Source organism: Arthrobacter sp. UYCu511 (assembly GCF_040547105.1).
GTDB classification, from domain to species: Bacteria; Actinomycetota; Actinomycetes; order Actinomycetales; family Micrococcaceae; genus Specibacter; species Specibacter psychrochitiniphilus.
In genome coordinates, this window is sequence record NZ_JBEPPB010000005.1 from 138245 (window position 1) to 152719 (window position 14475).

General features: G+C 58.8%; 10 protein-coding genes and 1 pseudogene. 3 read left to right on the forward strand and 8 right to left on the reverse strand.

The annotated features are described in order from the left end of the window. Positions 1-5 precede the first annotated feature (5 nt). The 3 genes and pseudogenes from rplD to rpsJ form a co-directional block, all read right to left on the reverse strand. Positions 6-671 (reverse strand): annotated as a pseudogene (gene rplD / locus ABIB48_RS09210) (50S ribosomal protein L4); the annotation flags it as partial. A gap of 4 nt (positions 672-675) precedes the next feature. Beyond that, a complete protein-coding gene (rplC, locus tag ABIB48_RS09215) occupies positions 676-1326 on the reverse strand; it encodes a 50S ribosomal protein L3 (RefSeq protein WP_110105556.1) in 651 nt (216 codons plus the stop codon). A gap of 17 nt (positions 1327-1343) precedes the next feature. Beyond that, entirely contained in the window at positions 1344-1652 is a 309-nt protein-coding gene (gene rpsJ / locus ABIB48_RS09220) for a 30S ribosomal protein S10 (RefSeq protein WP_038464699.1), read from the reverse strand. 417 nt (positions 1653-2069) lie between these two features. Between rpsJ and ABIB48_RS09225 the strand changes: the two genes are divergently transcribed. After that, the gene (locus tag ABIB48_RS09225) at positions 2070-3359 is read left to right on the forward strand and encodes an MFS transporter (RefSeq protein ID WP_354212811.1); all 1290 of its coding nucleotides are present in this window, start codon (positions 2070-2072) and stop codon (positions 3357-3359) included. A gap of 37 nt (positions 3360-3396) precedes the next feature. Here the strand turns inward: ABIB48_RS09225 and ABIB48_RS09230 are convergent, their stop codons facing one another. The 3 genes from ABIB48_RS09230 to ABIB48_RS09240 form a co-directional block, all read right to left on the reverse strand. Continuing rightward, the gene (locus tag ABIB48_RS09230) at positions 3397-7701 is read right to left on the reverse strand and encodes a hypothetical protein (protein WP_354212812.1); all 4305 of its coding nucleotides are present in this window, start codon (positions 7699-7701) and stop codon (positions 3397-3399) included. Positions 7702-7793: 92 nt separating this feature from the next. Then, positions 7794-8267, reverse strand: a complete 474-nt coding sequence (locus ABIB48_RS09235) for an SRPBCC family protein (RefSeq protein WP_354212813.1) — start codon at positions 8265-8267, stop codon at positions 7794-7796. Between the two features lie 80 nt (positions 8268-8347). Continuing rightward, positions 8348-8566, reverse strand: a complete 219-nt coding sequence (locus ABIB48_RS09240; protein ID WP_110105553.1) for a hypothetical protein — start codon at positions 8564-8566, stop codon at positions 8348-8350. A 140-nt stretch (positions 8567-8706) separates the two neighbouring features. Between ABIB48_RS09240 and ABIB48_RS09245 the strand changes: the two genes are divergently transcribed. Both ABIB48_RS09245 and ABIB48_RS09250 read left to right on the forward strand, forming a co-directional pair. Beyond that, positions 8707-10329 (forward strand): WXG100 family type VII secretion target, encoded by a 1623-nt coding sequence (locus ABIB48_RS09245; RefSeq protein WP_354212814.1) that lies wholly within the window; start codon positions 8707-8709, stop codon positions 10327-10329. 46 nt (positions 10330-10375) lie between these two features. Further along, complete coding sequence (locus tag ABIB48_RS09250) at positions 10376-10825, forward strand: hypothetical protein (protein WP_110105551.1); 450 nt, start codon at positions 10376-10378, stop codon at positions 10823-10825. 174 nt (positions 10826-10999) lie between these two features. On the opposite strand, the gene tuf is transcribed toward ABIB48_RS09250, so the two are convergent. Continuing rightward, the gene (gene tuf / locus ABIB48_RS09255) at positions 11000-12190 is read right to left on the reverse strand and encodes an elongation factor Tu (RefSeq protein ID WP_110105550.1); all 1191 of its coding nucleotides are present in this window, start codon (positions 12188-12190) and stop codon (positions 11000-11002) included. A gap of 160 nt (positions 12191-12350) precedes the next feature. After that, positions 12351-14465 (reverse strand): elongation factor G, encoded by a 2115-nt coding sequence (gene fusA, locus ABIB48_RS09260; RefSeq protein WP_110105549.1) that lies wholly within the window; start codon positions 14463-14465, stop codon positions 12351-12353. Positions 14466-14475: the final 10 nt, after the last annotated feature.

The following is a 14475-nucleotide window of genomic DNA, read 5'->3' on the forward strand; positions in this document are numbered from 1 at the left end:
GTGCCTTCGGCGTCATCTTCGGTGTCAACAGAAACCAGGTCTTCAACCAGCAGCATGCTTGAAGCAAAAGCTTCTGAAGCAGCGCGACCGGAGACGAAAACGTCGTAAGCAGCCTGTGTGAAGACAATGTCATCAGAGACAAGCACGTCGTAAGTGTTGAGCTGGTCAACGTACAAAACGTGCAGGTTGGTGATGTTGCGTACGCTCAATGCGGCAACGTCGTTGGCGCGCTCAATCACTACGAGCAAGTTCTTGCGCGTGGTGACGGCTGCCAGCGTGGCCATTGCAACCTTGGTGGACGGCTTGGAGCCGGAAACCAATTCCGCAATAACGTGGATACGGCCGTTGCGTGCGCGGTCAGAGAGGGCGCCGCGCAAAGCTGCAGCCTTCATCTTCTTGGGCGTACGCTGGCTGTAATCGCGAGGAGTGGGACCGTGGACAACGCCACCGCCGGTCATGTGAGGGGCGCGGATTGAACCCTGACGGGCACGGCCGGTACCCTTCTGTGCGAACGGCTTGCGGCCAGCACCGGATACTTCGGCGCGGGTCTTGGTCTTGTGCGTACCCTGACGGGCAGCGGCAAGCTGAGCTACGACAACCTGGTGCAGCAAGGGCACGTTGGTCTGAACGTCGAAGATCTCTGCAGGCAGGTCAACTTTAACAGTAGCCATTTACTTATGCTCCCTTCACGGCGGTGCGTACGAATACGACCTGGCCGCGGGCGCCGGGGACAGCACCCTTGATCAGCAGCAGCGACTTCTCGGCGTCAACACCGTGAACCGTCAGGTTCATGGTGGTTACGCGCTCGGCACCCATACGGCCTGCCATGCGCATACCCTTGAAAACGCGGCCAGGGGTGGACGCGCCACCGATGGAACCGGGCTTACGGTGGTTCTTGTGAGCACCGTGTGATGCCGGGGCGCCGTGGAAGCCGTGACGCTTCATGACACCGGCGAAACCCTTACCCTTTGAAGTACCGACGACGTCGACCTTCTGGCCGGCTTCGAAGATCTCAACGGAGAGCTCCTGGCCGAGGGTGTAGGTGTCGGCGTCTGCAGTGCGCAGTTCAACGACGTGGCGGCGAGGGGTAACGCCAGCCTTTGCAAAGTGACCAGCCAGGGGCTTGGTAACCTTGCGGGGATCGATCTGGCCGTAGCCGATCTGGATCGCTACGTAGCCATCAACCTCTGCGTTGCGCAGCTGGGTGATGACGTTGGAGTCGGCCTGGACAACAGTTACGGGAACAAGCAAGTTGTTCTCATCCCAGACCTGGGTCATGCCGAGCTTCGTGCCCAGGATGCCCTTAGTGTTTCGGGTCGCGGTCATAGTTTCTCAGCACCTCCCTACAGTTTGATTTCGATGTTCACGTCGGCCGGCAGGTCGAGACGCATGAGCGAATCTACAGCCTTAGGCGTGGGATCAATGATGTCGATAAGACGCTTGTGCGTGCGCATTTCAAAGTGCTCGCGGCTGTCCTTGTACTTGTGAGGTGAACGAATTACGCAGTAAATGTTCTTCTCTGTGGGCAGCGGCACGGGGCCTACTACCGTTGCGCCTGCGCGCGTGACCGTCTCAACGATCTTCCGAGCTGAAACATCAATGACCTCGTGGTCATATGACTTCAGCCGGATGCGGATTTTTTGTCCCGCCATGGCGTCGTGACTCTCTTTCCTGTAACGAAGCAACCTGTAGAAGCGATGCTGTTGACGTAAACGCTGTTTACTTTTCCTGTTCAAATGTGGCATTCACAGCCACGCTCCCAACGAACTGAATCCGGATAAATCCGGGTTCCTCAATCCGTTGGAGCTCCGACCCCCGCGGTCGGGCGTGTCGCGAATAATTCGCGCACGTACCCACACCTTTTATGCGGAGGGCTTGTCATATGTGGGCTTTAGCTTGGACCCTGCGACGAGCATTATCTCGACCGGGACACGAAAAAGCACTTGAACAACTCAATAAGTATGCCGGATTATGGCGCTGAACGCCAATTGGGCCAACGCCGCGGCCAACAGCCGCACCTCTATCCTTTCCGTCTTTTCGGGCCTTGACGGCCATGAGATGCTTCAATCGTGAGCAAAGTCACCGATAGTTCCGGGGTGCCTACTCCCCCGGGCGGACTCTCCGTTTCAGAGATTCCCACCCGTCGCGTGGGCGGAAAGTGGATTTTTCTCTTCGCCCTGAGCTGGTTTGGGGTTTGGATTGCCCAATTGACACCGGTACAACTACTGCTGCCACTCCAGGTTGAGAAGTACCTCAACACCACGGACTGGGTGGCCAACGTCCTGGGGTTTGGTCTGATCTCCGGCGTTGCCGGCGCCTTTGCGCTCATTGCCTATCCGCTCACCGGCGCACTTTCTGACCGCACCACGTCCCGCTTCGGCCGGCGCCGCCCATGGATAGCCCTGGGAACACTGGGCTTTGCCGTATCCCTGGTGCTCCTGGGCTGGCAGACCTCGTTCCTTTCGATCGGGATCTGCTGGGTTGGGGCAAGCATCTTCTTCTGTGTCTTGACGGCCGCACTGACGGCTGCCATCTCTGATCAGGTGCCAGTGAATCAGCGGGGATACGTCTCAGGCTGGATCTCTGCACCGCAGGCCATAGGCATCATTGCCGGGCTGGTGCTGGTCATGGTCTTGGCGCTGAGTACCTTTGGCGGTTACGCCCTCATGGCGGGCCTGTTGGTGTGCCTCGGCTTGCCCTTCCTGCTGTTAATGCCCGACGCCGTCCTGCCGCCGGGGATTGTGCCGCCACTGACGCTGAGCTCACTCATGGGTGGTCTGTGGATCAGTCCACGTAAACATCCGGACTTCGGCTGGACCCTGTTGAGCCGCATCTTGGTGAACCTGGGCAACGCCTTTGGCACCAGCTTGCTGCTGTACTTCCTCATGTACGGACTCAAGGTGGCGGATGCACAGGGCTCGCTGATTCAGCTGACCCTCGTCTACATGGTCTTCGTGATTATCGCTTCGCTGTGGTTGGGCAGGCTCTCAGACAAACTGGGCCGGCGGCGGGTTTTCATCTTCGGCGCGTCCGTGCTCCAGGCGGCGGCTGCACTGATCCTGGCTTTTGTCCCGACCATGGGGGCCGCCACTGTGGGTGCGGCCCTTTTGGGCCTGGGCTACGGCTGTTTTCTGTCGGTGGATCAGGCGCTGGCCACAGAAGTACTGCCAAACCAGCTCTCCCGCGGCAAAGACCTGGGCATCATGAACATCGCACTGACAGTCCCCCAGGCGTTCGCGCCCATGTTGGGCGCCCTGTTGGTCAGCGCCGTGGGCGGCTTCACCCTGCTGTTCGTGATTTCCGGAGTCACCGCATTGGCCGGAGCATGGGCCGTGGCTCAGGTCAGGGGTGTCAAATGATCGGAGCCCTTGACAGGCTCATCAGCTCAAACGCACATCACATCTGAGGGGGGCCCTGCTGTGGCGCTGGCAGGGGCCGCGCTGGAACGGGCGGCGCTGAAGGGGGCTGCGCCGGCGGGGGCGGCGCTGAAGGGGGCTGCGCCGGCTGGGGCTGCGCTGGAATGGGGTGCTGGGGCTGCACCGGCGGACCAGCGTAGGCGGATGGCCACTGATCCGGGTGCTGCTCCACGTACGGTTCCGCCATCTCCTGTGGCCCCGCGTACTGCTGGCCCATGTACTGCTGGCCCGCGCCGGGCATGCCAGCAGGCCCTCCCCCATTGGGGTTCAGGGGTGCCTCCGTTTTTGCGAGGGGCTTCTTACGGTTCAGTCGCCATATGGCGAGGGCTATCAGCGCCAGTGCCAGCAGCGCCAACAGGATGTATGTGAATCCTCGCAGATACCAGATCACAGCCGTTGCCACGCCTACCGCACCCCAAATGGTGAAGATGCGTTCTTCGAGTGCCATGCCAACTGCCAACAGGGCCACGAACACCAGCAAGGAGATGACCTGCTGTAGCGTGTCACCGCTGACTATGGTCAGAAGACCGCCCAGGCTGGCTGCGACGGCCGCGACCATGAGCATGGTCTTGCCTCCCTGCAGTTCCTTGGCCCGGTAGCGAATCATGGCAAGGACGGCAAACGCCAATGCACACCACTGTACAAACCAGAACACACCTAAATCTATGTAGGTTGTGGAGGCCCAGAACCAGACCAAGGCAGAGGACAGCACAGCTGCATCCATGCCCAGTCGGCGCCGTCCGGTAGGTAGTTCAACACAGGCAAGCACGGCAACCCCGGTGAAGGCTGCTGCCCCGAGCAGAGATGTGGTCTCGTCTGTCACCGCCCAGAGGGCAAAAACTCCACCCCCACCGAGCGCCACCGCAATCAGTCCAGCCCTGTTTACCTGCGTGCTAGCGAGCAAACTCACCAAGACCATGGCCATGATGTACAGCGCTCCCAGAACAACCACAAAGCCAGCCAGCGCGGCGTATCCGGGCCGATCCACCAAATCCAATACCTGACTGCGGAACATGAACGCGGACAGGAGCACCATCAAAGATCCCGGCAGCGTCAGCCACGGCGTCTTCATGATGTGGGCGGCCACCACAAGTGCAGTCCCTGCCACCAGCCACATTGCGGCAAAAATCCCGGTGGCTGCCGCGCTATCCACCACGCAGGCAGTGGCGAGGAAGCAGCCGGTGGCAATCAACCAATACCAGCGCATCTGTTCAGTTTTCGGCTCAGTGACACACCGCCAAGCAATTGCGGCCACGCACAGAGCCAGCAGAATAAGGGCAGTGGCACCAGGCCACATCAGCGGTGCCAGCAGGACCGCGCCTCCCATGAGGGCAACAATGAGCAGATAAGCGGCGCCCCGTGCCTTCAAGCTCACTTGTGCAACCACGGCTGAGCCGGCCAGGGCAAGAAGTTCCAACGCCACTACCCACCGTAGTGCGGTTCCCGGTGAATCGAAGCCGCGAGTTTGGAGCACATAGGCAACAGGCAACACCAGCAGGGCTGTCAGCAGCAACCACAAACCAGCCCGCAACAAGGCATCTTCCCCAACAGCCGTGTTGAAGCGCCCTCTGGTGTCCGCCATGGTCTGCAGTCCCAGTTGGAGCAGCAGCACCACTGTCAACACGAGAGTGATGACCACCGCATTGTCCGTCAGTTCCCTCACAATTTCGCCAACGAGCATGGTTACCGCAACCCGAGCCAGCAGGAAGTGTGATCCGCGAACCATTCTGGACCCGGCCTTGGCTGCCACAAGTACCGAGGTAGCTGTCAGGATGCCCAGAACCATAACCGCAAGCGGGCGATCGGCCAAGGCGATCAAGGCGATAAGCCATAAGGCCACGGGTGCCGACCAGAGCACAGCGGGCATCTGTCTGCTTCGGATCGTGCCACAGGTTGCCAGCACCGCAAGCGCCGCAGTGGCCAGTACCACGGCGAGCCTGGCAGTCCACAAGCCAGGGCTCTCAGCAATGACCGCCACACCAACCAGCATCACGGCCGCAAGCAAAGTCACCAGAACATCTGCGCAGAGTCCGCTCACTGCCCGTCCGCGCACGGCAACCACTGACAGGATCAGTATCTGAGGCACCAAAGCCAGCAGCAGAAAAGTCCCAAGCCCCACAGCAGTTCCGAAGATGGTGGTTGCAGGATCGTTTTCCTGCCATAACTGGTACAGCGCTATTGCCATCAGGAACGAAACGGCTCTGGCGCCCCACCAATAAACCCAGCGGTGCAAGGTCTTTTCTTGGCGGCGCAGCAGGAAGCCCCCCACCAGCAGATAGACCAGCGCTGCGCCCCACCCCACGCTGGCACCAGCCGCGTCAAAGACCGGTCCTGTGCCCAGCGCAACAATAAAAAGGTACGACGGCGCGATGATCTCTGCGCGCGAGAATCCTCTGGTGCGGGGCAGCTTGACGAGTGAGAATACTACCGTGGCCAGACCCATGGCGAGGGCGGAAACAAGGAACTCCCAACGCAGCAATGGCAGCGTGGTGATTCCCGGGAAGGCGGGGCTATTTTGGCCCACATAGGTGACCGATAGCAGGATCACAAGAGCTGTTCCTGCTGTTGCCCAGGCGGCCGCTGAGTAGTTGGTGACGGAATTCGCTGCACCGAACTTGGCCAACATTGCATCAGCTAGCAACTGCAGAGCGCAAATGACACCCATGACTGCCAAGATCAGATGGACCTTACCGGGTTGCGCCGGAATGAAGTGAGCAAGGGTTGCTGCGGCCAGCGCACTCACCAGCACACGCGCAATGATGAGCATTATGTGGCCCGTGGTGGTCCCTCGTGCCGCACGGTACCGCAACAGGGAGTAGATCAACCCAATGGACAGAAGCACCATCGCGTCCGCTGCGGACAGGAACAGCCAGCACAGCAAGGTCGCTGTCGCTGCCGGTAACGGCAGCCACTCCCCCTTCGGCAGGAAGATGGGCACCACTGCCATGGTTGCCACAAGTCCGACTGCGAGCCCCAGCGCGGCGAATGGCCATTGGCCGGCAGTGGTACTCCAGGGTGCAGCCAGCCCAGCCGTCCATGCGGCCGAGCTCACCGCCAGAACTACGGCGCTGGTGAGCACATCCCCGTCCACCCAGGCGCCGCGTCCCAAGTAGGCCGTGAGGCGGTTTCGGCTATAAGCAATGGTCAAAATCTGAACCGCCAGCACCACGGTGAAAGACGCGGCTGCCCAAACAAATTCCGGTTGGATGAGCCACCCAATGAAGGGCGCTGCCAAGGTCGCGGACAGCCTCAGGCCCAAGTAGTTCCACCGGCGCAGCGCAGGGGTGGCGACTACACACATGACCGCATAGAAGATAACCCCGGCAACCAGGACAAGCGTGTGATCAAAAGCGTTCAAGGCCAGCGAAAAGATGAGCGAACCAAGCAAACCTGCGGGGGCAAACCAAGGGCCGAGATCTGAGAGCGGTTTGGCATACAAGCCAGGCTCGGAGCCCCTGTTCTGCAACAGGTACCCGGCAAGGGACAGCAGTGCAGAAAAGACAATGAGTGCCGCGAAATACCAGGCCAAGGCTGCCCCGAGTACGGCCACGGAAGACCATGCGGTGGAGAGCAGGAAGGCGAGGGAAAGGTACACCACCAACCGGCTTTGCAGGCGCACAGCAGCCACAGCGTAGGCCACGGTTCCGATGAGGGAGGTCGCCAACCACACTGCGGGCCCATCCGGGAATCCCAAGTTGTACGTAGCCAGACCTGCGAAGGGGATGATCGCCAACGCCGTGCCGGCAAACGCCACGGCAGCAGGCTTGAGACGGGGCACTTTGGCGTGCAGTAGTAAACCAGCGCCATAGAAAAGTATTGTGGCGAACCAAACCCCCACCAACCGCACTGGCACCGGCTGGCTGCTGCCAACAAACAAGGCAGCTGCAGCCACCATCAGCAAACTGGCAACGTACAAGGTGATGTTGATGTTCTGAACTTCGCGCTTGCGCTTGCGCTCCGCGGCTACTGCCGGGTCCTGGACAACGGGTTTGGCTACCTGCTGCAGTGGTGGCAGCGACCGTGGCACCGTGCGTGGCATGACATTAGGTGGTGGCAAGTTATTAGGTGGTGGCATGGCATTGCGCGGAGGCAGGGGGGCCGCCGTGGGGTTCACAGGGGGCATGAGCACTGGCGCCGAAGCGGGACCGGACGGCCCAGCCTGGGCAGCAACCGCATCGCGCCAACCGGCCAGATGCCCCTCCAAGTATCCGCGACCATAGGCTTCCTGCACGACGGATAGAACCGACGGCGGCACCTTACCTTCTGGCTCCTGCTGCTGATGCATACTGCTCCCTCGTGGCTGTGAGCTCCCATCCTAAATCAAGAACAAGGCACTAACAGCACTTAATACATCAAGTGGACATAACGGCCCGTGCTCTAAATCTTCTTCAGTTCGGCAATAAGTTCAGCATTACCGCATGCCGCTGCGAAGGCAGTGATCCGCCGTTCAATTTCCCGGCCCAACAACCACACTCCCACAGGATGAGTCAACCATCGCAGCCACCCTGGCTTGCAGGAAAAGGTGTACTTCCAAACCAGCCGGGTTCCGCCGTCGCACTCGCTAAAGCGCCAGCCGCCACCAAATTGGGCGAAGAACCACGGGCCGGATACCATCTTCATGCCGACGTTCCGCCCGGGGACGTAAGAGACATATTCGCTGACCATGAGCAGGCCCATCCGTGACCTGGTCCGGGTGCGCACCCCCTTGCCGGCCTTGGTGGCACCATCTTGAAAATGTTGTGAATGAATAAACGGATCCCATTTCAGCCGGAAATCACCTGTGGTTTGAGACAATTCGAAGGCGCTGGCGGGATCCAGCAGCACCGTACGTTCGGCAACTACTTGCGGCATGGGCTTACTCTTCCTGAAGTGCGGAGAACGTCATCGCGGAGGGGTGCTGCCGTCCCGTTTCAGCGGGCCCCCAGCACGGATTAGGCCCATTGTTCCACCAATGGCCGGTCCATGCGCCAAGGCAGGAACTTCGCGACCAATTTCCACTTCGCGCCCAGGTTCGACGCCGGATTCTCGCCCACAAAGGCCAACTCCACCTTCCACGGGTGCATGCGGCCGTCGGAAAACCCTCCACTAGCCCGTTCACAGGTGACAATGCCGTGCTTTTTTGTGGCGATGCCTTGCTTGCTCATAGCCATTGGGCCAGCCTATAGTCCTATCAGCTGGCTACCATGGGGAATACTCCCCATCGAAAGTTCCACCGCTGGCCTCTACGCTGGGCTGAAGAACACATGGCTATTGGCCATATCCCCTCCATGCATCCATTGAACGGACAGCCATGAACGAGTTCATGCTCGGCGCAGACCCGGAAGAGCTCCGGGCATTGGCCACGCTCTTCCAAAAGCACTCGGCAGCATTGGATCAAACCTCCAATGATCTCAACCCCACCATCATGCGGGCCCGCTGGAACGGCCCTGACGCACAGCGTTTCCGTCAGGACTGGACGTCGCGGCTGCGGCCTCAGATCAAGTCGGCCAGCACCATGTTTACTGAAACCTCAGAAAAGTTGCAGGCTCAGGCCCAGGAGCAGGAGAATGCTTCCTCGGAAGTCAGCCTAGGCGGCGGGAAGACTCTGGGCTACGAGGCTGAAGAAACTGGCGGCGGGACTTCTGCGAACCAGCAAGCCCTTGAGAACATTGGCACCCGCACAGATCAGGAAGTTCGCCTCTGGTGGGCGGACCTGAGCGATGCGGAAAAGACCACGCTGCTGCATTCCAGCGATGAGTTCGGAATTCCCAACGCATACCGTCTCGCCGCGTTAGAAGACAAACTCCCCCGTGAAGACCAAGATCGCATCCGTGAATACCTTGTTGAGTCGGCCAAGGGCTCCATCCCCATGTACTCACAGTCAGACAAAATTGGTGTGGATGGCCAGATCGCTTGGGTGCACGGCGGCGCCCACCTCTCGAGCAAGATCACACAAAACGCTGACGGCTCGGTAAAACTCACCCTTGCAGGGGACATCAGTGGTGGCGCCAACACACCCAGCACCAAGGCTGGCGCTGATGTGACACTGAGCGGCGAGCTTTCAAGGACCTATAAGTTCAATTCATTGGAGGAGGCGCTTGCCGCTCGCGCACAAATGCTCAATGAACTGCCTCCGGACAGTTTTTCACGGGCATCGGATGCCATCACAAACCCTGGTGAATACATCGAAAAGACCCTGGATGCAGCGGCGAATGGCCATGGCTCCACTGACGAGTACACAAGCCGAAAGGGCACACTTTCAGTTGGCGCAAAAGTAGATGTTTCTGCCGACGTCTCGGCAGAAGCGAAGCTTTCGCTCGCCTACGAACAGAATCTTAGCGATGGTACTGCCACAGCCAGTGCAACAGCCTCAGTGAAGGCACAGCTTGATCTGGGCGACGGGATGAAGTTTGGCGGAAATGGGGAAGCCGGGGTCACCCTGAGCATGGACAAAGACGGCGACATCAACAAGATGACAATCAATCTTAAGGGAACCATTGAAGGCTCAGCCAAGGTTCAGGACAATCCAAATATCCAAGATCCGCTAGCGGAACTGTTCGGCCCGAAACCTCCGTCTGAAGGACCCAGTGCCAAGTCCAGTGTAGGAATCCAAGGAACGGTGCGTATGGAGCTGCAGAACACAGCCCAGAACCAACATCTCATCGATAGTTACCTGAGCAACATCGCCTCGGGCAACAATCTTGCGGCAGCTGGCGATCTAGAAAACATCTACCGCGCATCAGGTGTGACACTCCAAGCAAATTCAGTTGTCTCCACAGAAAGCAATCTGGTTGACTTTAACAGCGGAGTTGCCTCGCTGAAAGTTGGTGGCAGCTCCGAAACGACCATCAACGCTGGTACGTTACACAAGGCTCCTTATGGCGGAAACTATAAGATCATCACGGGCCAGAACCTTGCTGGAACCATGAGGTAACACCATTGAACATACTTTGTCCTAACCATCTGAGAGGCCCCAAACCATGAGCCAACCATTCGATACCGGGCTGGGCCTGACACTTGTCCTGCCCGATGGGGCACAAGCCATCGAGGTCTCAAGCGCAGGACCTGCCAGCCGCCAGTTCAGTCTGGTGCGTGGGGAGGTAATTTCCGTGGTCCGTGATGACGGGGCAGCTTTAGAATTCCCAGATCTTCTGGCATGGGCGCAAGGCATGGCTCAGCACTATGTTCAGGACTTCGACGCCGTTGAAGAGGCTCAGGGCACTATCTCAAGTGACGGTAAGCAAAGTTACGCCTACGCGGTCACCTTCAATGATGCCAACGGAGTCCCCCGCAGGGCCACGTTGATCGCCACGTTGCTCGCGGGCGGGCTTTTTGCAGGTATCACGTTGCTGGCTATCAACGCCGGCCAGGGACTGGATACTGAGCTGGTACAGGAGCTCGTGGATGGCTTGGCTCGGAGCGCAGGCTAAGACTCCACCCACGACACCGGTACCAACCTTGGTGCCGGTGTTTTTTGTGCCCACTCGCCCAAGGCGACAATGACGCACAGAAGACCTCACGCCGTCGTGCCTGCATCATTTAACACAAAGAAGGACCCCAGCCGAAGCTGGGGCCCTTCTTCAAAGATCTAAGTTAGTCAGAGACTACTTGATGATCTTGGTGACACGACCTGAACCAACGGTGCGGCCGCCTTCGCGGATAGCGAAGCCGAGGCCCTCTTCCATGGCGATCGGCTGGATCAGCGCGACAGTCATTTCGGTGTTGTCGCCAGGCATAACCATTTCCGTGCCCTCAGGCAGGGTGATGACGCCGGTAACATCCGTGGTGCGGAAGTAGAACTGCGGGCGGTAGTTGGAGTAGAACGGGTTGTGACGCCCGCCCTCATCCTTGGCCAAGATGTAGACGTTGGCTTCGAAATCGGTGTGCGGGGTAATGGAACCCGGCTTGACGATAACCTGGCCACGCTCTACGTCTTCGCGCTTGATACCGCGGAGAAGCAGACCACAGTTCTCGCCGGCCCAAGCCTCGTCGAGCTGCTTGTGGAACATTTCGATACCGGTAACCGTGGTCTTCTGGACCGGACGGATTCCGACAATCTCAATTTCAGAGTTGATCTTGAGGGTTCCACGCTCGGCGCGGCCCGTAACAACGGTTCCACGGCCAGTGATGGTGAAGACATCTTCAACCGGCATCAAGAACGGCTTGTCCTTGTCGCGGATGGGGTCAGGAACGTGGTTGTCAACGGCTTCCATCAGGTCCTCAACGGACTTGACCCAAACCGGGTCGCCTTCCAGAGCCTTCAGGCCGGAAACGCGCACAACGGGTGCCTCGTCGCCGTCGAAGCCCTGTGAGGAGAGAAGTTCGCGAACTTCCATTTCGACCAAGTCGAGGAGTTCTTCGTCATCAACCATGTCGGACTTGTTCAGTGCAACCAGCAGGTAGGGGACACCAACCTGGCGGGCCAACAGAACGTGCTCGCGAGTCTGGGCCATCGGGCCGTCAGTCGCAGCAACCACCAGGATAGCGCCGTCCATCTGCGCAGCACCGGTGATCATGTTCTTGATGTAGTCAGCGTGACCGGGGGCGTCTACGTGTGCGTAGTGGCGCTTCTCGGTCTGGTACTCAACGTGCGAGATGTTGATCGTGATACCGCGCTGCTTCTCCTCGGGAGCCGAGTCGATAGTAGCGAAGTCACGCTGCTCGTTAAGATCGGGGTACTTGTCGTACAGTACCTTGGAAATGGCAGCCGTCAACGTGGTCTTACCATGGTCAACGTGACCGATGGTGCCGATGTTAACGTGCGGCTTGGTCCGCTCGAACTTTGCCTTTGCCACGGGGTCCTCCTAGAACGTTTTCAGATGGCTTACTCTCAGCGACGCTTTTCGTCACTGAAACCGTAGTAAGTCTACTGGGGGCTTTTTATGTTTAAGAAATTACTGATTGCTGGCGTCTGTCCCAGCTTAGGGCTGGAACAGACGCCGTGCAAAAGTGCGACTATTCGCCGCGGGCCTTCTGGATGATCTCGTCGGCAACTGCCTTCGGAACCTCAGAGTAGCTATCGAACTTCATCGAGTACACTGCGCGACCCTGGGTCTTTGAACGCAAGTCACCGATGTAACCGAACATGCCGGACAAGGGGACAAGAGCCTTGATGACCTTGACACCGCTTGCGTCCTCCATGGACTGCATCTGTCCACGACGTGAGTTGATGTCACCGATTACTTCACCCATGTATTCCTCAGGGGTGCGGACTTCAACTTCCATCAGCGGTTCGAGCAGAACCGGGTTGGCCAACCGAGCGGCTTCCTTGAACGCCATGCGACCGGCGATCTTGAAGGCCATTTCGGAAGAGTCAACATCGTGTGACGCGCCGTCAAGCAGCGTGGCCTTGATGCCAACCATTGGGTAGCCGGCCAGCACGCCGTCAGGCAGTGCGGACTGGATGCCCTGGTCAACGCTGGGGATGTACTCGCGGGGAACACGGCCACCAGTGACCTTGTTCTCGAAGGAGTACATTTCGCCATCGTGCGTATCCAGCGGCTCAATGGCAATCTGGATCTTAGCGAACTGACCTGAACCACCGGTCTGCTTCTTGTGCGTGTAGTCATGCTTGACTACGGCGCGCTTGATGGTTTCGCGGTAAGCAACCTGCGGCTTGCCAACGTTAGCTTCAACGTTGAATTCGCGACGCATGCGGTCCACCAGGATATCCAGGTGAAGCTCGCCCATGCCGCCAATTTCGGTCTGGCCGGTGTCTTCGTTGAGGGTAACGGTGAACGTCGGATCCTCAGCGGAGAGCTTCTGGATAGCAGTGGAGAGCTTCTCCTGGTCACCCTTGGTCTTCGGCTCGATGGCAACGAAGATCACGGGCTCGGGGAAGGTCATCGACTCAAGTACTACCGGGTTGGCCGGATCGCACAAGGTGTCACCGGTGGTGGTGTCCTTGAGGCCAATCACAGCGTAGATGTGGCCTGCATGGACCTCGTCTACCGGCATTTCCTTGTTGGCGTGCATCTGGAAGAGCTTGCCAATGCGTTCCTTCTTCTGCTTCGTTGAGTTCAGCAGCTGAGTACCGGGAGTTGCCTTGCCGGAGTACACGCGGATGAAGTTCAACTGACCGAAGAACGGGTGCGTTGCGATCTTGAAGGCGAGAGCCGAGAACGGCTCGTCTTCACTCGGCTCGCGCTTGATCTCGATTTCCTCGTTGCGGGGATCGTGACCGATCATCGCACCAACGTCCAACGGGTTCGGCAGGAAGTCGATGACAGCATCGAGCATGGGCTGAACGCCGCGGTTCTTGAAAGCTGAACCACAGAAGACCGGGTAGATCTCGGAGTTCACAGTCAGCTTGCGAATGCCAGCTTTCAGTTCCTCAATGCTGGGCTCTATGCCCTCGAGGTACTTCTCCATGAGTTCTTCGGAGGCCTCGGCAGCAGCCTCTACGAGGGCGGCACGGTACTCTTCAGCCTTTTCCTGCAGATCCGCGGGGATCTCCTGGATTTCGTAGTTGGCACCCATGGTGACGTCACCCTTGGAGTCGCCAGCCCAAACGAAGGCCTTCATGGTCAGCAGATCGACGACGCCAACGAATTCGCTTTCAGCACCGATAGGCAGCTGCATAACGAGGGGCTTGGCACCCAAGCGGTTGATGATGGTGTCTACCGTGAAGTAGAAATCAGCACCGAGCTTGTCCATCTTGTTGACGAAGCAGATACGCGGAACGTTGTACTTGTCAGCCTGGCGCCAAACAGTCTCAGACTGCGGCTCTACGCCTTCCTTGCCGTCAAAAACAGCAACTGCGCCGTCGAGCACGCGAAGTGAGCGCTCAACCTCAACAGTGAAGTCAACGTGGCCGGGTGTGTCAATGATGTTGATCTGGTTGTTGTTCCAGAAGCAGGTCACGGCGGCGCTCGTGATGGTGATGCCGCGTTCCTTTTCCTGTTCCATCCAGTCAGTCGTCGATGCACCGTCGTGCGTTTCGCCGAGCTTGTGGTTCACACCCGTGTAGAACAGGATGCGCTCAGTTGTAGTGGTCTTGCCAGCATCAATGTGGGCCATGATGCCGATGTTGCGGACCTTGTTAAGGTCTGTAAGCACGTCCTGTGCCACGGTTTCTCCC